The sequence below is a fragment of the Sphingomonas ginsenosidimutans genome (assembly GCF_002374835.1).
Lineage (GTDB): Bacteria > Pseudomonadota > Alphaproteobacteria > Sphingomonadales > Sphingomonadaceae > Sphingomonas > Sphingomonas ginsenosidimutans.
In genome coordinates this window covers 1-26,988 of record NZ_NWVD01000012.1, presented here as the reverse complement: position 1 = coordinate 26,988, position 26,988 = coordinate 1, and the positions used below count along the sequence as shown (strand labels likewise).

Below are 26,988 nucleotides of genomic sequence, written 5' to 3'. Positions count from 1 at the left end.
GCGGTGACCAAGCGGCAACCCCAGATGATTCGCCGCCCGGTGACGATGACCTGGGTCGTGTGGCTGGCGCTTTGTGCGCTGATCTTCAACGGCGTCGCCTTCGGCGCGCATCGTCATCCGCTGCCCGCTGCCCCTGTCGTGACCAGCGGGGACGTGCTGCACGTCGCCACCAGCGACGAAGGCGCCTGCGCGCTGTGTTTCGCCGCGGCGATCCTCGAGCCGTACCTGCCGCCGTTCGCCACCGCTTTCATCGCCCCGCGGCAGCGCGATGAAAGCACGATCATCGTCGCCGCCGCCTACGACCGACCGGCCACGCGCGCGCATATCTGGCGCAGCCGCGCGCCACCCGCACCGTCTCCGACCTGACGCAATCCCCTCATCGCCACCCGATCCGCCCGCGGACGAGGAGCGGCGCTACGTTCGGAGTTTATCATGCGATTCTTCCTCTTCACCGGCGCGGCCTTCGCTGCGCTCGCTCCTGCCTGCGTTGATGCGCAGCAAGCGCGCTCGACCGACCCTGCCGCATCCACCCGGCCGGTCACCCCGGTCGACACCAGCCGCGATATCATCGTCACCGCCTCCCCGATCGGGCACGAGCGGGACGACACGCCCGCGATCGTCGCCAAGGTGGATGCGGAGGACATCCTGCGGAGCGGCGGTGCCAGCATCGCCGACGCGCTGTCGCACGTGCCCGGCATTTCGGCGACGGGCTTTGCCACCGGCGCCAGCCGCCCGATCATCCGCGGCATGGACGCCACCCGCGTCCGCATCCTGGAGGACGGGACCAGTTCGTCCGACGTGTCCGACATCGGCCCGGATCACGGCATCCCGATCGATCCGCTGGCGGCACGCAGCATCGAAGTGGTGCGCGGTGCGGGCACGCTGCGCTATGGTAGCCAGGCGATCGGCGGCGTCGTCAACATCCTCAACAATCGCGTGCCGACGACCCTGTCCGACAAGCCGCTGTCGGCCGAATTCGACGGCACCTACGGCACCGTGTCCGATCTCTACCAGGGCGCCGCGCTGGTCGATGCGAACGTCGGCAATGTCGCGCTGCACGCCGACGGCTTCGGCCGCCACGCGGGCGATTACGACACCCCGCTCGGCGTTCAGCAGAATTCGTTCTTCCGCGGCTATGGCGGCGCGCTGGGCGGGTCGTATTTCTTCGGCAACGACAACGACAGCCATGTCGGCGCCGCGATCACGCAGTACAATGCCAAATACGGCATCCCCAGCGACACGACCTTCATCGACATGCGCCAGACCAAGGTGATGACGCGCTCGTCCTTCGCGCTCGGCACCGGGTTGCTCCAGCGGCTGAACCTCGACGGCAGCTATGCCGATTACACGCATGACGAGAAGGAGCCGGACGGCACGATCGACACGACGTTCCGCAACAAGGAATATAATGCGCGCGCCGAACTGCTGCTCAATCGCATCGGCTTCGTCGACAATTCCGCACTGGGCTTCGAGTATCAGCATCGCGACTTTTCCGCGATCGGCGAGGACAGCTCCTATCTGTTTCCCGCCACGCAGGAGAGTTTCGCCGGCTATCTGTTCACCGACACGCAGCTGGCCGACCGACTGCATCTGGAAGCGAGCGGCCGCGTCGAGCATGTCCGCCTGACCGGCACGCCGCGCGCGGGCACGTTCGTCACGCCCGAATACACGCCGCTCAGCGGCGCGATCGGCGCGCTGTACGAGGTTTCGCCCGCGATCAAGATCGGCGCGACCTTCTCCAGCACCGGGCGCGCGCCCGCGCTGACCGAATTGTTCGCGCGCGGCGGGCACGACGGGCCGAACACGTTCGAGACCGGCGATCCGAACCTGAAGATCGAGCGCGCCAACTCGCTCGAGGGGACGCTGCGGGTTCGCTCGGGCGGGTTCCGCTTCGACGGCAGCGTCTACAGCAGCTGGTTCCGCAACTACATCTACGGCGACCTGACCGGCCGCGTTTGCGACGACGATGGCACCTGCGCGATCGGCGGCGACGGCGACCTGCGCGAACTGAACTATCGCCAGCAGGGCGCGCACTTCCGCGGGTTCGAGGCGGAGGCGAGCTACGACCTCGTCCGCACCGAGCACGGCGTCTACCGCTTCAACCTGCTGGGCGACTACACCCGCGCGACGCTTGACGACGGCAGCAACGTGCCGCGCATCCCGCCCTATCGTGTGGGCGGTGGGCTGAACTGGCAGGGCGACAGGCTCGATGCCGGGTTCAACCTGATCTACGCCGGGCGGCAGGACAAATATGGCGCGTTCGACACCCCGACGCCCAGCTATGTCGCGCTCGACGGCCAACTGGCGCTGCGCCCGTTCGCGGCGCATCCCAACGTCGAGCTGGCGCTCGTCGGACAGAATCTGACCAACGATGTCCAGCGGCTCGCCACCGCGCTCAACAAGGACGAAGTCGTCATGCCCGGACGCCGCCTGATGGCGACGTTGAAGATCGGCCTGAACTGAGGAACTCGCTCCGCCTCGCATCGGTGCGCCGGCATCGACGCGAGGCGCCCCGTCGGACCGCTCGCCTTCGGCACAGGGGAGCGGTACGGGTGGACCCGCGCGGCACGTGCCCGCCGATCACGGAAGACGACGACGTCCGCGCCGACAGGCGGATGTGGCAACATCGCCGACGGCGATCGGGGCGCGCCATGGCGCGCGACGCCCTGCTGGCCCGCTACCGCAACGCGCCGATGGGATGCCCGGGTCGCGGGCCAGCAGGTCGGACAGGCCGACGTCGATGGCACGAAGCGGAGGGCGCTGCATCTGCTCGACGCCGCCTCCGCGCGGCCGTTCACATCCGCCGCAATGCCGCGGCGGGGCGTGCGCGCAGCACCGGCAGCGATCCGGCCACCCCGATCGCCATCGTCACCCCGGCCCCCAGCGCCAGCGTCGCCGCCACCACGCCCCAGTCGGGCAGCCAGTCGAACGCGAAGATCTGCGTGACGACGAACCAGCCGCCGCCCACCCCCAGGATCGTCGCGACGACACCCACCGCGCCCACCAGCAGCGCATATTCTATCGCCTGCGCCGCCAGCACCTGTCGCCGGGTGGCGCCCAGCACCTTCAGCAGCACCGCGTCATAGCTGCGCGCCGCGCGCGCCGCCGCGATCGCGCCCAGCAGCACCGCGATCCCGGATAGGACCGCGACGCTCGCCGCGGCGGTGATCGCCGCCGCCATCTGGCGCACCACGTCCTGCACCTGGGCCAGCACTGATCCCACCTCGATCACCGATGTGGAGGGGAAGCGCGGCAGCAGGGCGGCGGTGACGCGCTGTGCCTTCGCCGCGGGCATGTCGATCGTCGCCGCCAGATTGTGCGGCACGTCGCGTAGCGCGCCGGGGGAAAAGACCATGACGAAGTTGAAGCCCAGCGTCTCCCACGCGATCCGCCGGAACGACGCGATGCGCGCGGTACGTTCCATCCCCAGCACCGACACGGTCAGCGGGTCGCCGATCTTCAGGTCCAGCGCCTCCGCCAGCCGCTCGTCGACCGACACCAGGCTCTCGCCCGCCTCCTGCGCGGACCACCATCGTCCCGCGCTCAGCGTGCTGCCCGCCGGCAGCGTGGCGGAAAAGGTCAGCCCGCGCTCGCCGCGCAGCGCCCATGCGCCCTCCGGGATGGTCGCCAGATCGGCGACGCGCGTGGTGCCGTAGCCGGTGATCGTGCCGCGCATCAGCGGCACGGTGGCGATCGTCGCGCCCGGCGCGATCGCGGTGACGGTGCGGCGGAATTCGGCTTCGCGCTCGGGCGGCACGTCCAGCGCGAACAGTGCGGGCGCGCGTTCCGGCACCGAACGGCGGATGTTGCCGTCGATGCTGGTGCGGATCGTCGCCAGCAGGACGAACAGCGTCAGCCCCAGTCCCAGCGCGACGACCAGCGACACGGTCCGCGATCCGGGGCGATGCAGCGCCGACAGCGCCAGCCGCGCCAGCGGACGGCGCGGGCGCGGGGCGCGCGCGGCGGCGGCGCGGATCAGCGCGCCGATCGCCACCAGCATCGCCAGCGCCCCCGCGGTCGCGCCCAGGAAGGCGGCGGTGAAGCCCGGCCGCGCGCTGGTCAGCAGCGCCAGCACCGGCACCGGCAGCCCCGCCGCCAGTCCCCAGGCGATGCCGCGCCAGCCGCCGCCGCCGCGCGTGTCCAGCGCGCCGCGCAGCAGCGCCGCCGCCGGCACGCGCCCCGCCGCGACCAGCGGGCGCGCGCAGAAGGCGAGTGCGATCAGCAGGCCGTATCCCGCCGCCAGCGCCAGCGGTCCCGGCTGGACGGTCAGCCCCGGCGCGACCGGCAGCACCCCGCTGATCGCGATCCCGGCCAGCGGCACCGCGGCGATCCCCGCGATCAGCCCCAGCCCGATCCCCACCGCCGACACCGCCAGCAACTGCAGCAGGTAGATGCGCGCCACCATCCCGGATGTCGCGCCCAGGATCTTCAGCGTGGCGATCGTGTCGCGCCGCGCCTCCAGGTACGAACTGACGCCGTTGCCGATACCGATCCCGGCGATCACCAGCGCCGCCAGCCCGACCAGCGTCAGGAAATCGCCCATCCGCGCGACGAAGCGGCTGGCCCCCGGTGACGCGCGGTCGCGGGTCTTGGTCTCCCATCCGGCGGTGTCGAACCGGCGTTCGAACCGCTCGGCGATCGCCGCCGGGGCGCCCTTCGCGGCGATCCGGTAGCGTGTCGCATACAGGCTGCCCGGCTGGATCAGCCCGGTGCGGTCCAGCCCGGCGCGCGAGACGATCGCGACCGGGCCGAGCGTGAAGCCCTCGCCCAGCCGGTCCGGCTCGTCGGCGATGATCCCGCCGATGCGGAAGGTGGCGGTGCCCAGCCGCAGCGTCGCGCCCGGCGCCACCGCCAGCCGCTCCGCCAGCGCGCGGCCGATCCACACCGCATCGTCCGCCGGCGCGCCCACCGTCCGCCCGTCCGCCAGCGTCAGCCGCCCGTACAGCGGATAGGCGCGGTCGACCGCCTTCAGCTGCACCGGCGCGGTCGCGCCGTTCGCGGCGACCGCCATCGACTGCATCCGCACCGTTTCGGATACGCGGCCCGCGGCGCGCATCGCCGCCAGCTCCGGCGCGTCGGCCAGTCGCTGCGACACCGCGAACTCGACGTCGCCGCCCAGCAGCACGCGCCCGCGCGTCGCCAGCTCGCGGTCGATCGCCTGGGCGAGGCTGCCGATCGCCGCCAGCGCGCCGACCCCCAGGAACAGGCATAGCAGCAGCAGCCGCAGCCCGCGGAACCGTGCCGACAGTGCGCGGCGCGACAGCCGCCACGCCAGCGACCAGCCGGTCATGCCGCGATCCGGCCGTCGGCCAGCGCGACGATCCGGTCGCAGCGCTGCGCGAGCGCGGGGTCGTGGGTGATGACGACCAGTGTCGCGCCGGTGTCCGCGCGCCGTTCGAACAGCAGGTCCATGATCCGCTGTCCGGTGGCGGCGTCCAGATTGCCGGTCGGCTCGTCGGCGAAGACGATCCGCGGGCGCGGCGCCAGCGCGCGGGCGATCGCCACGCGCTGCTGCTCCCCGCCCGAAAGCTGCGCGGGATAGTGATGCAGCCGGTGCGCCAGCCCGACCGCCGCCAGCTCGGCCTCGGCGCGCGCCATCGCATCGCCGGCGCCGGCCAGCTCCATCGGCACCGCGACATTCTCGATCGCGGTCATCGTCGGCAGCAGGTGGAAGGCCTGCAGGACGATCCCGATCCGCCCGCGCCGCGCGATCGCCAGCCCGTCCTCGTCCATCGCCGCGAAATCGACCCCGGCGACCTCGACCGCGCCCGACGTCGGCCGCTCCAGCCCCGACAGGATCGCCATCAGCGACGATTTGCCCGATCCCGATGCACCCAGCAGCGCCACGCTCTCGCCGTCCGCGACGGCGAGGTCGATGCCCTTCAGGATCTCGACGGGGGCGACGCCGCCCAGCGTCAACCTTACATCCGTCGCGCGGATGACCATATCGCGTGCGCTCATGTGGCAGGGGGTTCCTGAAGGCGATGACGAAGACACCATATGCGACGGGCGCCGCCCTTCTCCAAGCGTTGTTGCTGGGCGCCTGCGATGCGCCCGCGCGCGAGCCGACGCCCGCGGGCGCCGCCACGCCCACGCCCGCGGCGACCGTGCCGGTATCCGGGCCGAAGCGGGTGGTGCTGGCGTTCGGCGACAGCCTGTACGCCGGCTACGGCCTGTCGCGCGGGCAAAGCCTGCCCGATGCGATCCAGGCGCGGCTGCGCGCGCACGGCATCAACGCGACGATCGTCAACGCCGGGGTATCAGGCGATACCACCGCGGACGGCCGCCGCCGGCTGGCCTATACGCTGGACCGGATGACGCCCGCGCCCGACCTGGTGATGCTGGGGCTGGGCGGCAACGACGTGCTGCGCCAGCTCAGCCCCGCCGAGACCCGCGCGAACATGACCGCGATGCTGGGCGAACTGGCGAAGCGGCGCATCCCCGTGGTGCTGACGGGGATGCTCGCCCCGCCCAATCTCGGCCCCGATTTCGCCGCCGCGTTCAACGCCATCTGGCCCGACCTGGCGCGGCGTTACGATGCCCCGCTCGATCCGTTCATCCTGCAGGGCGTGCTCGGCAACCGCCAGCTGATGCTACCCGACGGGGTCCACCCCAATGCGCGCGGCGTCGCGCGGGTCGCCGACCGGCTGGCGCCGCTGGTGGAGAAGCGGCTGGCCGCGCTGCCGGGTAGCGCGCCCGCGCCGCAGCGGCCATAGTCGCCCGCAGACAGGCGCACACGCCGGGGCGGGAGAGGAGATGACCATGAAGGCATTGCGGTATTTCGGCGCGCGCGACATCCGCTACGACACGATGGACGATCCCGCGCTGGCCGGCGATCGCGACGCCATCGTGCAGATGACGGCGTGCAGCATCTGCGGCAGCGACCTGCACATCTACCACGGCCACGGCTTTTCCGGGGATATCGGCTTCTGCGTCGGGCATGAGGCGGTGGGCGAGGTGGTGGAGATCGGCCGCGGCGTGCAGCAGCTGAAGGTCGGCGACAAGGTGATGATCCCCGCCGCGGTCGGTTGCGGGGCGTGCCGGTCGTGCTTGTCGGGTGACGTCGTCCATTGCGACAACGGCCAGGGCAGCTGCTACGGCCTGTCCGCGCAATTGCAGGGGGTGCAGGCGGAGGCGTTCCGGGTGCCCGCCGCGGATGCCAATGCGTGGCGCATCCCGGACGGCATATCGGACGATCAGGCGCTGATGATGACCGACGCGCTCGCCACCGCGTGGTTCGGGGTGCGCAATGCCGATGTGCGGCCGGGCGGCTCCGTCGCGATCATCGGACTGGGGCCGATCGGGCTGATGGCGGTGGAAAGCGCCTGGGTGATGGGCGCGGGCGTCGTCTATGCGATCGATCCGATCCCCGAACGCCGCGCGCTGGCCGAGGTCGCGGGGGCGATCGCGCTTCACCCCGATGTCGCGCTGGATACGATCCGCGAGGCGACCGGCGGGCGCAAGCTGGAAAGCGTGGTGGAGGTGGTCGGCGGCGATGCCACCGTCGACATGGCGCTGCGGCTGGTCATGGCGCGCGGCACCGTGTCTGTGATCGGCGTGCAGCAGTCGCGCCGCTACGCCTTCCCGCTGGAACGCGCCTTCGCCGCCGGGCTGACGTTCCGCACCGGCACCTGTTCGGTGCCGGAGGAATGGCCCGCGCTGATCCCGCTGGTGCGCGCCGGGCGGTTGCGCCCCGAACGCTATATCAGCCACCGCCTGCCACTCAGCGACGGCGAGGAAGCCTATCGCCTGTTCGACCGGCGCTAGGAAGGCGCGCTGAAGATGGTGCTGAGCGCCTGATCCGGCCACGGGAAGCGCGCGCTACCCCGCGCGCACCTCGCGAAACGGCAGCGCGCGGTCCACCTCCGGCTCGCGCGGCAGTCCCAGCACCCGCTCGCCGATGATGTTGCGCTGGATCTGGTCGGTGCCCCCGCCGATCGAGGTGAAATAGGCGTTCAGCGCCAGGAAGTTGGCGTCCTCGGCGCGCGGATGGTCCGGCCCCTGCAACAGGCTTTCGGCCCCCAGCAGCAGCGTGCGCACACGCGCTTCCTCATGCAGGATGCGGCTCATCGCCAGCTTGCCCAGCGACATGATCGGGGACGACGTGCCCTGCGCCAGTTCGGCCTTGGCCCGCGCGGTGTTCAGCCGGTTCAGCGTGCGCCACGCGATCGCCTGCGCCACCTGCTGGCGCACCACCGGGTCGTCGATCCGCCCCGCCTCGCGCGCCAGCCCCAGCAGCGAATGATCGCCCTTCGGGCCGCCTGCGCCCGAACGCGGGCCCCGCGCGGCATCGCCCATCACCGATCGTTCATAGGCGAGCGCGGTCTGCAACACCCCCCAGCCGCCGTTCAGTGGCCCCAGCAGATGGTCGTCGGGGACGAAGGCGTCGGTGATGAACACCTCGTTGAAATGCGCCTCGTCGGTGATCTGGCGCAGCGGGCGCACCTCCACCCCCGGCTGCTTCATCGGCAGGAAGAAGAAACTGATCCCGCGATGCTTGGGCACGTCCCAGTCGGTGCGCGCGATCAGCATCCCGTAATCGGCGACCGCCGCGCCGCTGGTCCACACCTTCTGCCCGGTCACGCGCCACCCGCCGCCTTCCTCGTCGGGCACCTTGTCGGCGCGGGTGCGGATCGCCGCGAGGTCGGATCCGGCGCCCGGCTCCGAATACAGCAGGCACATGCCCACCTCACCGGCGAGTAGCCGGGGCACGATCTCCTCACGGAAACCATCGGCGGCATGGGCCAGCGCGGTATTCGCCCACAAATTGCTGCGGTCCTGTCCGGCGCCCGGCGCGCCGACCGCGGCGAAGGCGCGCTCGACGATCCTGGCCTGCTCGTTCGACAGCCCGCGGCCCCAGCGGTCGACCGGCCAGCGCGGCACCGCCCAGCCGGCGTCGCGCACCTTCCCCAGCCATTCGCTACGCGGGTCGCGACCGAAACTTTCGTGGTGCGCGGGCAGCCCGCGCCAATGCTCGGCCAGCCAGCCCTCCACCTCGGCGCGCAGTTCGTCGTCGGTCATGCCTGTGCCTCCAGCGCGGTGAGATAGCGGTCGCGCCACCCGTCGCTGTCGCCGAACAGCTGCGCCCCCGACCGCGCACGCCGCAGGTACAGATGCGCCGGATGGTCCCAGGTGAAGGCGATCCCGCCGTGCATCTGGATCCCGTCCTTCGCCACGCGGACGAAGGCATCGGCACAGGCGAAGGCGGCCAGTGCCACGGCCGCATCCGCGCTCGCGCTCCGCTCCGCCACCTGCTGCGCGGCGTCGCGCGCGGCCGACGTGGCGGATTCGCTTTCCAGCAGCAGATCGGCCGCCATGTGCTTGATCGCCTGGAAACTGCCGATCGCGCGGCCGAACTGGTGCCGCTCGCGGGCATAGGCGACGGTCATCTCCAGCATCCGCCGCGCGCCGCCCGCCTGCTCGCCCGCCAGCGCGACGACGCCGATGTCGCGCGCTGGCGCGACGGCGGCGGCATCCGCCACCTGCCGCGCGGGCGCGTCGATGGCGACGTCCGCCATTCGCCGCGTCCGGTCGAAGACGGGCAGGGGAGTGATCCGCGCATCCGCGGCCTCAATCGCGAAGACGCCATCGTCGCCGGCGATCAGGATCGTGTCGGCGATCGCCGCGTCCGCCACGAACCGCGCGGTGCCGGTGATTCGCCCGCCCGCGACGGCCACCGTATCGCCGGGCGCCCAGCCATGCCGCCCGGTGAAGGCGACCGCCGCGATCCGCTCCCCCGCCGCCAGTCCGTCCAGGTCGGGGACCAGCGCGGCGGCGATCGCGCCGGAGATCAGCGGCGCGGGCAGCAGCACCGCGCCCGCTTCCTCCATCACCAGCTCCAGTTCGGTCGCGGCCAGCCCGGCGCCGCCATGCGCCTCCGGCACCGTCAGCCCGGCGATGCCCAGATCGGCCAGCGCGCGCCACAGCGCGCGGTCGTGCCCGCTGTCGCTGTCGATGATCCGCCGCACGTCGCCCTCGGTGCAGCGATCGGCCAGCAGTCGCCGCACGCTGTCGACCAGCGCGGATCGCTCGTCGTGGGTCAGCGTAGCCGGCGGGACGGGGCGCAGCAGGGTGTCGGTCATGCCGGGGTGCTCCAGCTCTGCGTCGCAAGGGTGCGGGCGGCCGCATAATCCGCCTTGCCGTTGGCGGCGCGCAGCGGCGTCGTCGCGACGACGATCGCCTTGGGCACCTTGTACCCGGCCAGATGCGCGCGGACGTGACCGCGCAGCCGCTCTTCATCCAGCGGCACGTCCGCCTGCGGCGTCACGACCGCGACGATCGCATTGCCCCAGCGTTCGTCGGGCACGCCGACGACCAGCGCGTCGGCCACGCCCGCGTGCCGTTTCAGCACCTCCTCCACCTCCTCGGCGAACACCTTCTCGCCGCCGGTGTTGATGCACGCGTTGCCGCGCCCCAGGAACGTCAGCGTCCCGTCCGCCGCGACGTCCACCCAGTCGCCGGGGATGCAGTAACGCTCGCCGTCGATCTCGCGCAGCGTCGCCGCGCTCTTTTCCGGGTCCTTGTAATAGCCCAGCGGATTGGGCGGGCCCAACGCCAGCATTCCGCGCCCGGCCGTGCCGCTGGCGATGAACCGGCCGTCCTCGCCAAGCACGCGGCAGCGCGGGCCGATCGCGAAGCGCGCGGTCGCCACCTCGCCCCCGGCGGTCATCACCGATGCGCCCAGCCCCAGCGCCTCCGATGACGACAGCACGTCGTTCAGCTGGGCGCCGGGCATGAAGTCCAGCAGCCCGCGCTTGACCTCCAGGCTCCACATCACCCCCGACGAGGTGATGGTGGTGACGCTGCCCAGATCGTAATCGCCCGGGTGATCGATCAGTTCGCGCAGCAGCGGCCGCGCGAAGCTGTCGCCGACGATCACCAGCGTGTCGGGCCGATGCCGGTCGATCGCGCGCAGCATCTCCGCCGGATCGAAGCCGGCGCTTTCCAGCGTCACGACGCTGCCACCCAGCAGCAGCGCGTTCAGAGCGACGATCAATCCGGTGCCGTGCATCAACGGCGGCGCCACCAGCGCGCGCATTCGCTGGGTCGCCTGTCCCGCCAGCGTCGCCAGCTCCTCCAGCGTGTCGGGAACGGCATACGAACCGCGCAGGCCGCCGACCATCAGACTGTGCAGGTCGCCCTGCGGCCACATCACCCCCTTGGGCGATCCGGTGGTGCCGCCGGTGTAGATGAAGAACAGATCGTCGGGCGATCGCGCGATCCCCAGCGGCGATCCGTCGCCGCCGCCGGTCAGATCGCCGAACGATGCGGTCGCCTCCGCCACCGGCGCGTCGCCCGCCTCGATCCACTGGATGCTCGCGTTCAGCCGCGGGCGCACCTCGGCGATGCGCGGGCGGAACTCGGCACCATAGACGACGACCCGCGCATCGGCATTGTCGAACAGATACGCCAGCTCCGCGCTGGCGTAGCGGTAGTTGACGTTGACCGGCACCAGCCGCGCCTTCAACGCCGCGCACAGCGCGATCAGATACTCCGGCCCGTTGCGCAGGTAGATCGCCAGCTTGTCGCCCGGCCGCGCGCCGCCGTCGCGCACGGCGCGCGCCAGCCGGTTCGATGCAACGGCCAGTTGCGGCCAGGTGAGGGTGCGCTCGCCATGGATGATCGCGGTGGCGGCCGGATCGATCCGGGCCGCGATCGTGTCGAGCATGTCGCCCATGTTCATCATGGCTTTTTCCTCTCCGGTGCGCGTTGTTTCGCGCTTTTACTCCGCAATCAGGTCGTTCAGCCGCTCCACCGCCGCGATATAACCCGTCTTGAAGTCCTGCACGACCTGCCCCGCACTGCGCACATCGTCGACCAGACCCACTCCCTGACCCACGAAATAGGTCACCAGATCGCGTGCTTTCGCGTTCCCACCTTGTGCTGCGGCGTCCGCGGCCCGCAACGCACCTTCGCTGATCAGGCTCATGAACGGCATCGGCAGCGCGCCGGGACTGTCGGGATGCCGCTCCCACGCATCGGTCCAGGTGGAGCGCAACTGGCGCGCGGGCTTGCCCGTCCGGCTCTTCACGCGCACCGCATCGCGGCTGGTCGCGGCGATCATCTTCTCGCGGAAGACGGGCGAGGTTTCGCTTTCGGCGGTCGCCAGCCACACCGATCCGGTCCACGCGCCCGCCGCGCCCATCGCCATCGCCGCGGCCATCTGCTCGCCGGTCATGATTCCGCCGGCCGCCAGGACGGGGATATTCCGGTCGCTTCCCAATGCCTTGATGATCTCCGGCACCAGCACCAGCGTGCTCACCTCGCCGCAATGTCCGCCCGCCTCGGTGCCTTGGGCCACGATGATGTCGACCCCCGACGCGGCCAGCCGCAGGGCATGTTCCTTCGCCCCTGCCAGCGCCGCGACCGGGACCCCATGCGCCCGCCCCATGTCGATCATCTCCTGCGGCGGCACCCCCAGCGCATTTGCGATTAGCTTGATCGGATGCTGGAACGCCGCTTCCAACGTGCGCAGCGCATTGTCGGGATCGAACGGCTGCGGCAAATCCCCCGTCCGCTCCGACGCCGCCCGCCGCGTCACCCCCGCCTCCGCCAACAGCCCCGCCGCAAACGCCCGGTGCGCCTCGGGAATCCGGCCTTCCAGCGCGCGCGTGGTCACGCCCCGCTCGCCGCGCGTCGCGAGGTTTTCAGGCACCAGCACGTCGATGCCATAGGGTTTTCCGTTGCAGTGGCGATCGATCCAGTCGAGCTCTTCGTGGATGGTCTCGGGCGTGTGGATGGTCGCGCCCAGCACTCCGAACCCGCCCGCCCGGCTGACCGCGGCGACCACGTCGCGGCAGTGACTGAAGGCGAACAGCGGAAACTCGATTCCGAGCATCTCGCACAGCCGCGACTTCATGACGCCTCTCCCGATTGTTTGGGAGACGAATAGTTCGCTACCCTAACTAAGTCAATCCGCTGACGTGGCGGCCGAGTGCTGCTTGCCACGTCCGTCGATGAACAGCGCCATCGTCGCAAAGCTGTCCAGGATCGCCTCGCGCTCCGCCTCCGGCAGGTGCGTCTCGAACGCGCCGGCCAGCGCCTCGTCCAGCCGGGCGAAGCGCCGTTCGCCGTCCTCCGTCAGCCGCAGTTCCACCGCGCGCGCGTCGGCCTCTTCCCGCCGGCGATAGATCAGTCCGCGACGTTCCATTTCGGCGATCAGCGCGGAGGCGGTGGGACGGCCGATCCCGGACGACGCCGCCAGTTCGCTCGCGCGCCGCGGGCCACGCCGCAGCATGAGCATGAAGCGGAATTGCGGGATCGTCAGATCGGCATGGCGCGCCGCCTGTTCGAACGCGCGGAACAGGACGATGACCAGCCGCGCGGCCAGGATGGATCGACGGTCGGGCAATAGTCTAACCTTGAACAGGGCGCGGGGGCCATGCCGCTGTTGCGACAATGCTCTACAATAGCGCGAACCCCAGTCAATGTGGGGGTCGGCCCGCCGGTCAGCGGGCGGGGATCGCGTCCAGAACCCGCAACAGGCCGCTGCCGTCGCGGCGCACCGACAGCGCACGATAGTCGACGATTTGCGGGTGGCGGGTGTCGATCGGATGCGTGTGGGTCGCGGTCACGACGGTGACGTCGGCACCGGCGGCCTCGGCAGCGGCGATGCCGGCGGGGGCGTCTTCCCACACCAGGCAATCGGCGGCCGCGACCCCTAGCCGGTCGGCGGCAAGCAGGAAGGCGTCGGGCGCGGGCTTCCCGCTCGTCACGTCCTCGGCGGTGACCATCACCCGGGGCGGCGTCAGCCCGGCGGCGGCAAGCCGCCGTTCGGCCAGCGCCAGCGGGGCGGAGGTGACGATCGCCCAGCGATCGACGGGGAGGGCGGCGACGAAGTCCGCGGCGCCGGGCAGCGCCACGACGTCCGCGACATCGTCCATCTCCGCCTGCAACAGCGCGGCGAATTCCGCCTCGGCATCGACGCTGGCGGGCGCGAAGCGGCGGATCGTCTCGATCGCGCGGACGCCGTGCATGTGGCGCATCAGCAGGTCGACGTCGATCGCGTGGCGGTGCGCCCAGGCGGTCCAGGCGCGCACCGCGGACGGGATGCTGTCGATCAGCGTCCCGTCCATGTCGAACAGGAAGGCCGCATAGCCGCGCGTCACGCCCGGTTCGCCGCCGACAGGACGGCGCGGACGCTGGCAGTGGCGATATCGGTGTCGATCCCCACCCCCCATACGGTGCGCCCGTCGGCGGCGCGGCATTCGAGATAGGCGACCGCCTGCGCGCCCGCGCCATGGCCGATCGCGTGTTCGGAGTAATCGACGACGTCGAGCGTGGGCCCGGTGCTGTCGGCCAGCGCCGCGATCACGCCGGAGATGAGGCCGTTGCCGCGCCCGGAGATCGAGCGTTCCTCGCCGTGGATCGCCAGCCTTCCGACGAACACGCGGTCGCCCGCCGCGCCGGTTTCGGCATAGTCGCGCAGCACGAACCGGTCGGCGTCGCCGGGCAGATAGGCGCGCTCGAACGCGCCGAAGATGTCGGCGGCGTTCAGTTCGCGGCTGGTTTCGTCCGCCAGCGCCTGCACATGGCGGCTGAAATCGGCCTGGAGGCGCTTGGGCAGTTTCAGCCCCTTGTCCTGTTCCAGCACCCAGGCGACGCCGCCCTTGCCGCTCTGCGAATTGACGCGGATGACGGCTTCGTAGCTGCGCCCCAGATCGGCGGGGTCGATCGGCAGATAGGGGACTTCCCACAGATCGTCGTTGCGCGCCGCCTGCGCCGCGAACCCCTTCTTGATCGCGTCCTGATGGCTGCCGGAAAAGGCGGTGAAGACCAGTTCGCCGGCATAGGGGGTGCGCGGGTGGACGGTGATGTTGGTGGCATATTCCACCGTCTTCACCACCGCGTCGATATCGCCGAGGTCCAGTTGCGGGTCGACGCCCTGCGTGTACATGTTGAGCGCGACGGTCACGAGATCGCAGTTGCCGGTACGCTCGCCATTGCCCAGCAGGCAGCCCTCGACGCGGTCGGCGCCCGCCATCATGCCCAGTTCGGCAGCGGCGACGCCGGTGCCGCGGTCGTTATGGGTGTGCAGCGAGATGACCACCGCGTCGCGGTTGCGGATGTGCCGGCCGAACCATTCGATCTGGTCGGCATAGACGTTGGGCGTCGCACATTCGACGGTGGCGGGCAGGTTGAAGATGATCGGCGCGTCGGGCGTCGGCTGCAGCACGTCCATCACCGCCTCGCACACCTCCACCGAGAAATCGAGTTCGGCGGTGGAGAAGGTCTCGGGCGAATATTCGAACTGCCAGCGGGTGTTCGGGCGCTTGGCCGCTTCATCGCGCAGCACCTTCGCGCCGTCGATCGCGATCTGCTTCACCTCCGCGCGCGACATGCCGAACACGATCTTGCGCCACGCGGGCGAAACCGCATTATACAGGTGGACGATCGCGGTGGTTGCGCCATCCAGGCTTTCGAAGCTGCGTTCGATCAGGTCGCGGCGTGACTGGGTCAGCACCTGGATCGCCACATCGTCGGGAATGCGCCTGTCGCGGATCAGGCCGGAGATGAAATCGAACTCGGTCGCGCCGGCGCTGGGGAAACCGACCTCGATCTCCTTCAGCCCGATCTTGACCAGCAGATCGAAGAAGCGCGTCTTCTTCTCGGCGTCCATCGGATCGATCAGCGCCTGGTTCCCGTCGCGCAAATCGGTCGACAGCCAGCGCGGGGCGCGGGTGATCGTCTTCGACGGCCAGGTGCGGTCGGGAATGTCGATGACGGGAAAGGGGCGGTATTTGGTCGAGGGATCGCGCAGCATGACGGTCGGCTTTCCGGGATAAGGGCGCTTCGGCGGTGGTCGGATCATTACCCTCAGGCGCGGGCGGCGCGGCCGTGGGGCACGCCGTGGCGGTGACGCGCCTAAGGGCGCGTAAGTCGAAGCAGGAGGCCGGTTGCCAGCGTCATCGCGCGCATCGGTAGCGCGTGGGCCGCCCGCTTGTCCAGCGGATTGCCGGGCCACCGGCATGATCTGGATTAAGGAGCCCTTTAGGAAAGCCTCAACCCGTTTGATCCACAGGGGAATCTGCGAAGGGAAGGCGGAATGATGGCGTATCAACTGGTGTATATCAGCAGCGCGATCGGGCGGGTCGACGGCGACGCGGTGCTGGCGGTGTCACGACGCAACAATGCGCGCGATGGGATCACCGGGTTGCTTTACGCCGACGGGCGGCGCTTCCTTCAGGTGCTGGAAGGCGAGCGGGCAGCAGTGGAACGCGCCTATCAGCGGATCGCGGCCGATCCGCGCCACCGCGCGCTGGTCGTGCTGTCGCAGCGTGACGTCGCCGGGCGCGAATTTGGCCCGTGGGAGATGGCGGAACGCGCACCGGGCGCGGATGGCGACGCGCTGCTGGAGCGGATCGACCAGTTGCTAGCCCGCGCCGCGCCGTCGGTGCGGGCCACGTTCGAAGGCTTCGCCCGGATCCGCCGGGCGGCGTGATCCGGGCGAGACGCCGCGCCGCCGGTCAGGCGGTGAAGGCGGCGTTGACGGTAAGCTTCACCTCGTCCGAGACGATCGGCACGGCCATGCCGAGGCCGAAGTCGCTGCGCTTGATTGTGCCCATGGCCCTGAAGCCGAAATTGAGCTTCTTGGTCATCGGATTGGCGCCGGCGCCGACGAAGGTCACGTCCAGCGTCACCGGCTTGGTGATACCCTTGATAGTCAGGTTGCCGGTCATTGTCGCGCGATTGGCGCCGCGCGGCGTCACCGCGGTTGATACGAACCGCGCATTGGGGTTCGCGGCCACGTCAAAGAAATCCTTCGATTTCAGATGCGTGGCGAACTGACTGCTGGTCACCGAGAGGTCGGCGATCGGGAAGGTCACGTCGACCTTGGTCTGCGCGGGCTTGGCCGGATCGATGGTGATCGAGCCGCCCGACGCGCCGAACTGCCCCTGGAGCATCGAGAAGCCCATGTGGTTCACCTCCCACGTTACCTGGGTGTGCGCGGGATCGACCTGATAGGTGCCCGCGGCGACGCGGGTGGTGGGGGCGCCGGGCATCGCCGGGGCGGCGGCCATCTGGGCGACCGCGGGAACGGCGGCCGCCATCAGCGCGGCTGCGATCACGTAACGCATGGAATCATCCTCCTGTTGTCGTCCCGCTGCATCACAGGCGCGACGAGGGAGCGAAAGCACCAGCCGCGAAACGGTTCATTTCGGGTCGTCGCCGTCGTCGTTGTCCGGCGTATCGGCGGCACCGCGTTCGATCACGCGAAAATTGTAGGTGATCTGCACCAGCGCGCCGATCACCGGCTTGCCGTTGATCGACGGCGGGCGGATCAGGAACTGGAACGATGCCAGCCGCGCCGCGCGGGACAGGCCGCTGCCGCGCGTCTCACCCATTTCGCGGCAATCCTCCACGCGCATCCGCGGCGCGGTGCGGCACACGATCACGCCGTAGCCGCTCTGCATCCGCGCGGGAAGGTATGGGCGCATCTCCGCCGGGGTGGGGCGGCGGAACCAGTCGCCCATGTAGATATCCGCACCGCCCGGGCCGCGCCCGATCGGCGCGGAATCGGCGCTGCGCGTGTCCTGCGCGGCGCTGCGATCCGGGGCGGGCGCGCTCTTGATCCGCGAGACGTCGGTGGCGGCATAGTCCGTGCGGCTGAGGATCAGCACGCCTGGCAGGTGGAGCGGCACCGGCGGAACCGGCAGCGGCGGCGCAGGCACCGGGCGCGGCGGCGTGGGGGCGGGATCGCGCGCCGCGGCGGGCGGGCGCTGTTCGCGGCGGTCGGCCTTCTTCTGGCTGGGCGGTTGCGCGCGTTCGCCGACGTTTGTCACGTCGAAGGTCGACAGCCGGCGCCCGTCGCCGACGTCACCCGGAACGAAGAAGCCAAGCCGCAGCAGCGTCCAGACGATCAGCGCCGCGATTCCCAATGCCAGCAGGACCGACGCGGTCCGGCTGCCGGCATCGGCGCGGGCGTGATACGACGAATTTCGGTACGTCGCCGTCCGCATGGCGTGCGCGATACAATGCCGCGCGGGCGTCGGCAATCGGGCCGCGGGTTACAAAGCCGTCATGTGGCGGGCAAGTTGCCGCCGCCGGGGCCGAAGCCCCGGCTTTGCCGTGCCGGCCGACCTCGGGCACGTCAGGCGATCGGCGTTGCCGAGGCCCGCCGCCCTCCGATCAGTTCTTTTCCTTGTCGACCAGCTTGTTGGCACCGATCCACGGCATCATCGCGCGAAGTTCGCTGCCGGTCTTCTCGATCTGATGCGCCGCGGCGGCCTTGCGCGCGGCTTTCAGCTCGGGCTGGCCGGCGCGGTTGTCGAGGACGAAGTTCTTGACGAAGCGCCCCGACTGGATGTCGGCCAGCACGCGCTTCATCTCCTTCTTGGTCTCCTCGGTAATGATCCGCGGGCCGGTGGTGATGTCGCCATATTCGGCGGTGTTGCTGATCGAATAGCGCATGTTGGCGATGCCGCCTTCATACAGCAGGTCGACGATCAGCTTGGTTTCGTGGAGGCACTCGAAATACGCCATCTCCGGGGCGTAGCCCGCCTCGACCAACGTTTCGAACCCGGCCTGGATCAGGTGGGTGATGCCGCCGCACAGCACCGCCTGCTCGCCGAACAGGTCGGTTTCGCACTCTTCCTTGAAGTTCGTCTCGATGATGCCCGAACGGCCGCCACCCACGCCCGAGGCATAGGCCAGCGCGATATCGTGCGCGTTGCCGCTGGCATCCTGCTGCACCGCGATCAGGCACGGTACGCCGCCGCCCTTCACATATTCGCTGCGGACGGTGTGGCCCGGACCTTTGGGCGCGATCATGATGACGTCGATGTCGGCCGGCGCCTCGATCAGCCCGAAGTGGACGTTGAGGCCGTGTGCGAACGCCAGCGCGGCGCCGGGGCGCACGTTGCCCTTCAGGTCATTCTCCCAGATCGCGGCCTGATGCTCGTCGGGGGCCAGGATCATGATGATGTCGGCCCAGGCGGCGGCATCCTTGTTCGACATGACCTTGAAGCCGGCGCCTTCGGCCTTCTTCGCGGTGGCCGACCCCTCGCGCAGCGCGATCGCGACGTCCTTCACGCCCGAATCGCGCAGGTTCTGCGCATGGGCGTGCCCCTGCGAGCCATAGCCGACGATGGCGATCTTCTTGGCCGTCAGCAGGTTCAGATCGGCGTCGCGATCGTAATAGACCTTCATGTGTTCATTCCCTTTCGAATTGTCCGTCATGCCAGCGCAGGCTGGCATCTCGTGCGGCAGGCGTTCCGGCCGTTGCAGCGGAGACCCCGGCTTTCGCTGAGGGGACGGTGGGTGGTGTGATTGATTTACGCGGCGTCCTTGCCGCGGGCGATGGCGACGATGCCGGTGCGGGCGACTTCGATCAGGCCGACTTCGCCCATCAGCTCGACGAACTTGTCGATCTTCTCGATCCCGCCGGTCACCTCGAAGACGAAGCTGCTGGTCGTCGCATCGACGACGCGCGCGCGATAGACGTCGGCCAGGCGCAGCGCCTCGATCCGATGATCGCCGGTACCGCGCACCTTCACCAGCGCCAGCTCGCGCTCGACATGCGGCCCCTCCGCGGTCAGATCGTGGACGCGGTGGACGGGCACCAGCCGGTCGAGCTGCGCCACGATCTGCTCCAGCGTCGCGGGCGATGCGCTGGTGACGATCGTGATCCGGCTGACCGCCTTGTCCGCGGTCACCTCCGACACGGTCAGGCTTTCGATATTGTAGCCGCGCGCGGTGAACAGACCGGCGATGCGCGCCAGAATACCGGGCTCGTTATCGACGATCACCGCCAGCGTATGGCGTTCGGCCTTCTCTTCGCTGATATGCACTATAGCGTCACCCCGGCGACATCCGGGGTCTCCCTGTTGTGAGCGCGCCCTTGCGGCACAAGACCCCGGATTTCGCCGGGGTGACGATCGTCAGACCAGCGCCTTCGCCTCGTCGTCCATCGTTCCCGATACCTCGTTGGCCTGCAGGATCATCTCGGTATGCGCGGCGCCCGAGGGGATCATCGGGAAGCAATTGGCAAGCTTCGCCACCATGCAGTCGACCATCACCGGGCCGTCATGCGCCAGCATGTCGGCGATCCCCGCCTCCAACTGGTCGGGCGTTTCGATGCGGATGCCCTTCCAGCCATAGGCCTCGGCCAGCTTCACGAAATCGGGCAGCGCATCCGAATAGCTTTCGGAATAGCGGCTCTCATAGGTCAGTTCCTGCCATTGGCGGACCATGCCCATATATTCGTTGTTGAGGATGAACACCTTCACCGGCAGGCGATATTGCGTCGCCGTCGCCAGTTCCTGAATGTTCATCTGGATCGACGCCTCGCCTGCGATATCGATGACAAGCGCCCGGGGATTGCCCAACTGCGCACCGATCGCGGCGGGCAGGCCATAGCCCATCGTGCCAAGGCCGCCCGACGTGAGCCACTTGTTGGGCAGGTCGAACCCGAAATGCTGCGCGGCCCACATCTGGTGCTGCCCGACCTCGGTGGTGATGATCGGCGATCGCGCGTGCGTCGCCTCCCACAAAGCGCGGATCGCGCGCTGTGGCATGATCTCGTTGGTCGATTCGGGAAAGGCGAGGCATTTCTTCGCGCGCCATTCCGCGATCCGCTGCCACCAGCCGCTGGTGTCGGGCTTGGGATGCTGGCGTGCCTTCCACACGCGCACCATGTCCTCCATCGCATGGCCGGCGTCAGCGACGATCGCCAGGTCGATGCGCACCGTCTTGTTGATGCTCGACCGGTCGATGTCGATATGCACCTTGCGGCTGTTCGGGCTGAATGCGTCCAGCCGGCCGGTGACCCGGTCGTCAAAGCGCGATCCGATCGCAACGACCAGATCGGCCTGGTTCATCGCCATGTTGGCTTCGTAGGTGCCGTGCATCCCCAGCATCCCCAGCCACGCCGGGCCGCTGGCGGGATAAGCGCCGAGGCCCATCAACGTGGAGGTGACCGGCGCGCCGGTGATGCGCGCCAGCTCCTGCAGCAGCTGCGACGCGGCCGGGCCGGCGTTGATGATGCCACCACCGGTGTAGAGGACCGGACGCTCCGCGGCGGCCAGCATGTCGACGACCTGCTCGATCGCAGCGCGATCCGCCTTCAGCGCGGGGCGATAGGTCTTGTGCTGGATCGGGCCGGGCTTCTGATACTTCGCGGTGGCGACCTGCACGTTCTTGGGGATGTCGACCACCACCGGGCCGGGGCGGCCCGAGGTGGCGATATGAAACGCCTCATGGATCACCGGGCCGAGCCGGGCGGGATCCTTCACCAGGTAATTGTGCTTCGTGCAGTGGCGCGTGATGCCGACGGTGTCGGCCTCCTGAAAGGCGTCCGAGCCGATCAGCGTCGTCGGCACCTGGCCGGTGATGACCACCATCGGGATCGAATCCATCAGCGCATCGGTGATCCCGGTGACGGCGTTGGTCGCGCCCGGACCGGAGGTGACCAGCACGACGCCTGGCTTGCCGGTGGAACGGGCATAGCCCTCCGCGGCATGGGTCGCGGCCTGTTCGTGGCGCACCAGGATGTGTTTGATCCGGCCCGACCGGAACAGCGCGTCATAGATCGGGAGAACGGCGCCGCCAGGGTAGCCGAACACGACCTCCACGCCGAGATCGCACAGCGCCTCGACCAGGATGTCTGCTCCGCTCTTCTCGGTCACGTCACGTCTCCTCATACACGGCAGCGGCGTGTGTAGCCGCTGCGGAGCCGGCGCGCTACGGCATCGAAAGTTACGCGTCAACCGCTTTATGTGAAATAAAATTGCGAATTGTTGCGACTGCTTCGTTGCCAGTCAGCGGGGGGCTGGTGGCGGAACCACGTGTATTGACGCTTGGCATAGCGCCGGGTGGCCAGTTGCGCGCGCGCCAGCGCCTCGTCCCGCGAAAGCGCGCCGCCCAGCATCGCGGCAACCTCCGGCACGCCGATGGCACGGCGGACGGGAGCGTCGGCGGGCACGTCCGCGCGGGCGATGAGCGCCACGACCTCCTCGACCGCGCCTTGTGCGAACATCGACGCCAGCCGGGCGTCGCACCGCTGCATCAACTCCTCGCGATCCGGCAGCAGCACGAGCGCGCGCAGATCGACCGCCCCGCCGATCCCGCCTTCCCGCTGCGCCTGCCACGCGGCAAGCGGGCGACCGGTCGAGCGGACGACTTCGAGTGCGCGGGCGACGCGCGTGGTGTCGGCGGGGGCGAGGCGCGCCGCGGCGGCCGGGTCCTCTACGGCCAGCGCGGCATGTGCCTGCGCCACGGGCAGCGCGCGGACCGCCTCACGGATTGCGGGGTCGATCGCGGGAACGGGGGCGATCCCGTCGAGCAGGGTGCGCAGGTACAGGCCGGTTCCGCCGACCAGCACGGGCACCTGGCCGGCCGCGTGGACCTCGCCGATCACCGCGCGCGCCTCGGCCGCCCAGCGCGCGGCGGAGCAGCTGTCGGCGCCATCGACATGGCCGAACAGCCGGTGCGGCACGCGCGCCTCGTCGGCGGGGGAGGGGCGCGCCGACAGGATGCGCAGGTCGCGATAGACCTGGCTGGCGTCGGCATTGACCACCACGCCGCCGATCCGCTCCGCCAGTTCGATCGCGAGCGCGCTCTTGCCGCTGGCGGTCGGCCCTGCGATGAGCGCCAGCCTTGGCAGGTCCTGGGGTTTTTCGGGGGAAGACATGTTCACGGCGACGCTGATAGCAGCAGGGCGGCTGACGCCCAATGTGGTGGCCGACGCGAACGACCGGCTGGCGACGGCGGGCTGCGCGCCGACGACGTTGCACTGGATCGACCAGAGCGACGCCGTTGACCTGCATTTCGAACTGGCGGCGGATGCGGCGCGCGCGGCGCTGGAGGGGGCGTTCCCGGACGTCGACGTGGTGGTCCAGCCGCGCGACGGACGCCGCAAGATGCTGCTGGTCGCCGACATGGATTCGACGATGATTACGGTTGAGTGCATCGACGAACTGGCCGATTATGCCGGCATCAAGCCGAAGATCGCGGCCATCACCGAGGCGGCGATGCGCGGCGAACTGGATTTCGAGGCCGCCCTGGACGCGCGCGTCGCGCTGCTGAAGGGGCTGGATGCCGGCGTGATCGACGCCTGCCTGCGCGAGCGGGTGCGACTGATGCCGGGTGCGCAGACGCTGGTGCGTACGATGCGCGGCTGGGGCGCGCGGGCGGTGCTGGTATCGGGGGGCTTCACGCGCTTCGCGGAGCCGGTCGCACGTGACATCGGCTTCGACGAGGCGATCGCCAATGTCCTGGAGATCGAGGACGACGTGCTGACCGGCACGGTCGCGCGGCCGATCGTCGGCGCGGCGACGAAGAAGGCGACGCTGCTCGACCGCCGCGCGGCGCTGGGGCTGGCCGAGGCCGCGACACTGGCGGTCGGGGATGGCGCCAACGACCTGGCGATGATCGAGATCGCGGGGCTGGGCGTCGCCTACCACGCCAAGCCGGTGGTCGCGGCGGCGGCGGCGGCCCGCATCGAACAAGGCGATCTTACCGCGCTGCTATGGGCGCAGGGGGTGCCGAAGGCGGAATGGGCCGCGGCCTGAGCCGCGGCCGCGCGTAGGTCGGTCGGAAGCCGCTTTAAAGGAAGGGGCGCCCGCCGGTGACGGGGACGGTCGCGCCGGTGATGTAGCTCGCCTCGTCGCTGGCCAGCAGGACGTAGGCTGGCGCCAGTTCGGCGGGCTGCGCGGCGCGGCCGAGCGGGGTGTTCTCGCCGAACGTCTTTACCGCCTCGGGCGGCATCGTCGACGGGATTAGCGGGGTCCACACCGGCCCGGGGGCGACCGCGTTCACGCGAATCTTCTTCTCCGCCAGCATCTGCGCCAGCCCGGCGGTGAAATTGTGGATCGCACCCTTCGTGGTGGCATAGGCGAGCAGTTGCGCGTTCGGGCTGTCGGCATTGATCGACGTGGTGTTGATGATCGACGCGCCCGCGCGCAGATGTGGCACCGCAGCCTTCGACAGATAGAAGATCGCGTGGATGTTCGTCGCGAAGGTGACCTGCCATTCCTCGTCCGCAATGTCCTCCAGCTCTGCGAAGCTGGCTTGGTGCGCGGCATTGTTGACCAGAATGTCGAGCCGCCCGAACGCCTCGATCGTCCTTACCACGACCGCGCGGGCATGATCGGGGACGCTTATGTCGCCGGGGATCAGCAACGCGCGGCGGCCCGCTTCCTCCACCAGTCGCTGCGTTTCGCGCGCGTCTTCCTCCTCGTTCAGATAGGAGATCGCGACGTCGGCGCCTTCGCGCGCGAAGGCCAGCGCCACCGCGCGGCCGATCCCGCTGTCGCCGCCGGTGACGATCGCGACCCGATCGGTGAGGCGGCCGTGGCCGACATAGCTGTGTTCGCCATGGTCGGGGCGCGGGTCCATCGCGGCGGTCGTGCCCGGCATCGCCTGCTGCTGCTCGGGATAGGGTGGGGTGGGATAGTCGGTCATGGGGAATCGTCCTCGCGGCAGTTTGCGGTACGCGTTCCCAATGGGCGGCCGGGGAGCGGCGTTCCCCGGCCTGACCTGCATCAGCCAGTTCGCACCCGCTCCGCCACCAGCGTGTCGACCACGCCCGGATCGGCGAGCGTCGAGGTATCGCCCAGATTGGTCAGATCGTTCTCCGCGATCTTGCGCAGGATGCGGCGCATGATCTTGCCGGAGCGCGTCTTGGGCAGGCCGGGCGCGAACTGGAGCGCGTCGGGGCTAGCGATCGGGCCGATTTCGTTGCGCACCCACTGGCGCAACGTCGCACGCAGTTCGTCCGACGGCTCCTCACCGGCGTTAAGCGTGACGAAGGCGTAGATGCCCTGGCCCTTCACCTCGTGCGGCATGCCGACCACCGCCGCCTCCGCAACCGTCGAATGCGCGACCAGCGCCGATTCGACTTCCGCAGTGCCCATGCGATGCCCCGACACATTGATCACGTCGTCGACGCGGCCGGTGATCCAGTAATAGCCATCGGCATCGCGCCGGCAGCCGTCGCCGGTAAAGTACTTGCCCGGATAGGTGGTGAAGTAGGTCTGAAAGAAGCGCTCGTGGTCGTTCCAGACCGTTCGCATCTGTCCCGGCCAGCTGTCGGTCAGCACCAGATTGCCCTCGGTCGCGCCCTCCAGCACCGCGCCCTCGGCATCGACCAGCTCGGTCCGCACGCCCGGCAGCGGCTTTGTCGCCGACCCGGGCTTCAGATCGGTGGCATAGGGCAGGGGAGAGATCAGGATGCCGCCGGTCTCTGTTTGCCACCAGGTATCGACGATCGGGCAGCGCCCGTCGCCTACCACGCGATGATACCAGCCCCATGCCTCCGGGTTGATCGGCTCGCCGACGGTGCCCAGCACCCGCAGCGAGGCGCGGCTGGACTTCGTCACCCAACCGTCGCCCTCGCGCATCAGCGCGCGGATCGCAGTGGGGGCGGTGTAGAGGATGTTGACCCCCAGCCGGTCGATCGTTTCCCACAGCCGCCCGTGATCGGGATAGCTGGGGACGCCGTCGAACATCACCGTCGTCGCGCCATTGGCGAGCGGACCGTAGACGACATAGGAATGGCCGGTGACCCAGCCGATATCGGCGGTGCACCAGAACAATTCGCCGTCGCGGTAATCGAACACGTCGCGGAACGTCTTGGTCACCCACACCAGATAGCCGCCGGTGGTGTGCAGCACGCCCTTCGGCTTCCCCGTCGAGCCGGAGGTGTAGAGGATGAACAGCGGATCCTCCGCCTTCATCGGTTCCGGAGGGCAATCGTCCGACACGTCCTCCAGCGCGTCGTGCAGCCACACGTCGCGGCCCGGCGTGATCGGCACGTCCCCGCCGGTACGGCAGATGACCAGGACGTGGCGCACGCCCGGGCAGTGTTCCAGCGCCTTGTCGACATTCCTCTTGAGCGGGATGCGCTTGCCGCCGCGGCACCCCTCGTCGGCGCAGATCACCACCGAGGAATCGCAATCCTGGATACGGTTCGCCAGGCTGTCGGGCGAAAAGCCGCCGAACACGATCGAATGGATCGCCCCGATCCGCGTACACGCCAGCATCGCCGCCGCAGCCTCGGCGATCATCGGCAGGTACAGCGTCACGCGATCGCCCTTGCGCACGCCGAGCCCCTTCAGGACATTGGCGAAGCGGCAGGTCTCGCGATGCAGCTCGCGATAGGTGAGGGTGCGCGTCTCGCCCGGCTCGTCACCTTCCCAGACGATCGCGGGCTGGTCGCCGCGCGTCGCCAGATGGCGGTCAAGACAATTGGCCGACACGTTCAGCGCGCCGTCCGCGAACCAGCGGATGCGGAAGTCAGCCTCGTCGAAGCTGGTGTCCTTCACGGTGGTGAATGGCGTCATCCAGTCGACGCATGTCGCCTGGTCGCGCCAATAGCCGTCGGGATCGGTCGCCGCGGCCTGCCATTGCGATTCATAGGCGGCACGATCCAGGCTGCCGGCACGACCGGTCGCGGCGGGATAGAGGGTTTCGGTCATGCGCTCTCCTTTGTCCGAACTTCTGTGTCCTATGGGATCAGGTGTGTCGTCTGCAGCGGGGAACGGTCAAGGCGCCAGACCGTTCAAAGGAGCGAAGCGCGTATGACGTGCCTCGCCCGCGGGACAGCGCGGCGCATGTTTCAGAAAAAATGCGCTCTCGCCAAAAAACTGTCATCGAATCGGTTGACGGGTTTGGAAGTGCCCCATATATGCCGCTTCACCGACGGGGCGTACCACACGGAACGCTTCGAAAGTCACAGCAAAGCAGGCGCTTAGGACCGCCCCGATAAAAAGGGGATGGGACAAGGCGTCGGTTTTTGCCGCTCTTTGACATTGTGATTGAGATGAAGGGACATGTGGACGGTGGTTCTGCGGGTCTAGCGCATACAAGGTGCGTTGGGGTCGTTAGAAGTTGGCCGTTTCATGTGTCTTTCACGTATCCATTTATGTGAAGTGCAGGAACGGCTCCTTGAAGTGAGCGGTTTGGTTCTGGTTATTCCGCCGGGGCTGAATCGAGCATCAAACTTGAGAGTTTGATCCTGGCTCAGAACGAACGCTGGCGGCATGCCTA

General features: G+C 69.3%; 23 protein-coding genes. 6 read left to right on the top strand and 17 right to left on the bottom strand.

Annotation, left to right across the window (positions count from 1 at the left end):
- Positions 1 to 3: 3 nt before the first annotated feature.
- Both COA17_RS16755 and COA17_RS16750 read left to right on the top strand, forming a co-directional pair.
- A complete protein-coding gene (locus COA17_RS16755; RefSeq protein WP_176484945.1) occupies positions 4 to 366 on the top strand; it encodes a hypothetical protein in 363 nt (120 codons plus the stop codon).
- 66 nt (positions 367 to 432) lie between these two features.
- Positions 433 to 2,463 carry a TonB-dependent receptor gene (locus tag COA17_RS16750; protein WP_096613965.1) on the top strand — a complete coding sequence of 677 codons (2,031 nt, stop codon included), beginning with the start codon at positions 433 to 435 and terminating at the stop codon, positions 2,461 to 2,463.
- Positions 2,464 to 2,794: 331 nt separating this feature from the next.
- Here the strand turns inward: COA17_RS16750 and COA17_RS16745 are convergent, their stop codons facing one another.
- Together COA17_RS16745 and COA17_RS16740 are read right to left on the bottom strand one after the other, a co-directional pair.
- The gene (locus COA17_RS16745; protein ID WP_096613963.1) at positions 2,795 to 5,290 is read right to left on the bottom strand and encodes an ABC transporter permease; all 2,496 of its coding nucleotides are present in this window, start codon (positions 5,288 to 5,290) and stop codon (positions 2,795 to 2,797) included.
- A complete protein-coding gene (locus COA17_RS16740) occupies positions 5,287 to 5,961 on the bottom strand; it encodes an ABC transporter ATP-binding protein (RefSeq protein WP_245857898.1) in 675 nt (224 codons plus the stop codon). Before COA17_RS16740 ends, COA17_RS16745 begins: the two co-directional genes overlap by 4 nt.
- Before the next feature lie 23 nt (positions 5,962 to 5,984).
- On the opposite strand from COA17_RS16740, the gene COA17_RS16735 reads away from it, so the two are divergent.
- Both COA17_RS16735 and COA17_RS16730 read left to right on the top strand, forming a co-directional pair.
- The gene (locus tag COA17_RS16735) at positions 5,985 to 6,716 is read left to right on the top strand and encodes an arylesterase (protein WP_096613961.1); all 732 of its coding nucleotides are present in this window, start codon (positions 5,985 to 5,987) and stop codon (positions 6,714 to 6,716) included.
- Positions 6,717 to 6,762: 46 nt separating this feature from the next.
- Positions 6,763 to 7,767 carry an alcohol dehydrogenase family protein gene (locus tag COA17_RS16730; protein WP_096613959.1) on the top strand — a complete coding sequence of 335 codons (1,005 nt, stop codon included), beginning with the start codon at positions 6,763 to 6,765 and terminating at the stop codon, positions 7,765 to 7,767.
- A gap of 54 nt (positions 7,768 to 7,821) precedes the next feature.
- Here COA17_RS16730 and COA17_RS16725 read toward each other — a convergent pair whose 3' ends face one another.
- The 7 genes from COA17_RS16725 to leuA all read right to left on the bottom strand — a co-directional run bounded on the left by COA17_RS16725 (position 7,822) and on the right by leuA (position 15,763).
- Positions 7,822 to 9,021 carry an acyl-CoA dehydrogenase family protein gene (locus COA17_RS16725; RefSeq protein WP_096613957.1) on the bottom strand — a complete coding sequence of 400 codons (1,200 nt, stop codon included), beginning with the start codon at positions 9,019 to 9,021 and terminating at the stop codon, positions 7,822 to 7,824.
- Positions 9,018 to 10,082, bottom strand: coding sequence for an acyl-CoA dehydrogenase family protein (locus tag COA17_RS16720; protein WP_096613955.1), 1,065 nt, complete (start codon positions 10,080 to 10,082; stop codon positions 9,018 to 9,020). Before COA17_RS16720 ends, COA17_RS16725 begins: the two co-directional genes overlap by 4 nt.
- Entirely contained in the window at positions 10,079 to 11,686 is a 1,608-nt protein-coding gene (locus tag COA17_RS16715) for an acyl-CoA synthetase (protein ID WP_096613953.1), read from the bottom strand. The genes COA17_RS16720 and COA17_RS16715 overlap by 4 nt, the downstream gene beginning before the upstream one ends.
- 36 nt (positions 11,687 to 11,722) lie before the next feature.
- Positions 11,723 to 12,859 (bottom strand): nitronate monooxygenase, encoded by a 1,137-nt coding sequence (locus tag COA17_RS16710; protein WP_096613951.1) that lies wholly within the window; start codon positions 12,857 to 12,859, stop codon positions 11,723 to 11,725.
- Positions 12,860 to 12,910: 51 nt separating this feature from the next.
- Entirely contained in the window at positions 12,911 to 13,351 is a 441-nt protein-coding gene (locus tag COA17_RS16705) for a MarR family winged helix-turn-helix transcriptional regulator (RefSeq protein ID WP_096613949.1), read from the bottom strand.
- A 97-nt stretch (positions 13,352 to 13,448) separates the two neighbouring features.
- On the bottom strand, positions 13,449 to 14,108 hold the full coding sequence (locus COA17_RS16700; RefSeq protein ID WP_245857896.1) for an HAD-IA family hydrolase: 660 nt from the start codon (positions 14,106 to 14,108) through the stop codon (positions 13,449 to 13,451).
- The gene (leuA, locus tag COA17_RS16695; protein ID WP_096613945.1) at positions 14,105 to 15,763 is read right to left on the bottom strand and encodes a 2-isopropylmalate synthase; all 1,659 of its coding nucleotides are present in this window, start codon (positions 15,761 to 15,763) and stop codon (positions 14,105 to 14,107) included. Before leuA ends, COA17_RS16700 begins: the two co-directional genes overlap by 4 nt.
- A 282-nt stretch (positions 15,764 to 16,045) precedes the next feature.
- On the opposite strand from leuA, the gene COA17_RS16690 reads away from it, so the two are divergent.
- Positions 16,046 to 16,441 (top strand): BLUF domain-containing protein, encoded by a 396-nt coding sequence (locus COA17_RS16690; RefSeq protein WP_096613943.1) that lies wholly within the window; start codon positions 16,046 to 16,048, stop codon positions 16,439 to 16,441.
- Between the two features lie 25 nt (positions 16,442 to 16,466).
- On the opposite strand, the gene COA17_RS16685 is transcribed toward COA17_RS16690, so the two are convergent.
- From COA17_RS16685 to miaA, 6 genes are all read right to left on the bottom strand, one after another.
- Positions 16,467 to 17,078 (bottom strand): YceI family protein, encoded by a 612-nt coding sequence (locus tag COA17_RS16685; protein ID WP_096613941.1) that lies wholly within the window; start codon positions 17,076 to 17,078, stop codon positions 16,467 to 16,469.
- A 75-nt stretch (positions 17,079 to 17,153) separates the two neighbouring features.
- Positions 17,154 to 17,960: a hypothetical protein gene (locus COA17_RS16680; RefSeq protein WP_096613939.1), complete on the bottom strand. Its 807-nt coding sequence runs from the start codon at positions 17,958 to 17,960 to the stop codon at positions 17,154 to 17,156.
- A 169-nt stretch (positions 17,961 to 18,129) separates the two neighbouring features.
- Positions 18,130 to 19,149 carry a ketol-acid reductoisomerase gene (ilvC, locus tag COA17_RS16675; protein WP_096614000.1) on the bottom strand — a complete coding sequence of 340 codons (1,020 nt, stop codon included), beginning with the start codon at positions 19,147 to 19,149 and terminating at the stop codon, positions 18,130 to 18,132.
- A gap of 125 nt (positions 19,150 to 19,274) precedes the next feature.
- Positions 19,275 to 19,790, bottom strand: a complete 516-nt coding sequence (ilvN, locus tag COA17_RS16670; protein ID WP_066490939.1) for an acetolactate synthase small subunit — start codon at positions 19,788 to 19,790, stop codon at positions 19,275 to 19,277.
- A 90-nt stretch (positions 19,791 to 19,880) separates the two neighbouring features.
- Positions 19,881 to 21,641: an acetolactate synthase 3 large subunit gene (locus tag COA17_RS16665; RefSeq protein WP_176484944.1), complete on the bottom strand. Its 1,761-nt coding sequence runs from the start codon at positions 21,639 to 21,641 to the stop codon at positions 19,881 to 19,883.
- Between the two features lie 71 nt (positions 21,642 to 21,712).
- Positions 21,713 to 22,630, bottom strand: a complete 918-nt coding sequence (gene miaA, locus COA17_RS16660) for a tRNA (adenosine(37)-N6)-dimethylallyltransferase MiaA (protein ID WP_096613935.1) — start codon at positions 22,628 to 22,630, stop codon at positions 21,713 to 21,715.
- Here miaA and serB point away from each other — a divergent pair.
- On the top strand, positions 22,629 to 23,510 hold the full coding sequence (serB, locus tag COA17_RS16655) for a phosphoserine phosphatase SerB (protein ID WP_096613933.1): 882 nt from the start codon (positions 22,629 to 22,631) through the stop codon (positions 23,508 to 23,510). The two genes, miaA and serB, sit on opposite strands and share 2 nt — an antisense overlap.
- 34 nt (positions 23,511 to 23,544) lie before the next feature.
- Here the strand turns inward: serB and COA17_RS16650 are convergent, their stop codons facing one another.
- On the bottom strand, positions 23,545 to 24,402 hold the full coding sequence (locus tag COA17_RS16650; RefSeq protein ID WP_096613931.1) for a glucose 1-dehydrogenase: 858 nt from the start codon (positions 24,400 to 24,402) through the stop codon (positions 23,545 to 23,547).
- An 80-nt stretch (positions 24,403 to 24,482) separates the two neighbouring features.
- Entirely contained in the window at positions 24,483 to 26,417 is a 1,935-nt protein-coding gene (gene acs / locus COA17_RS16645) for an acetate--CoA ligase (protein WP_096613929.1), read from the bottom strand.
- Between the last annotated feature and the right edge of the window lie 571 nt (positions 26,418 to 26,988).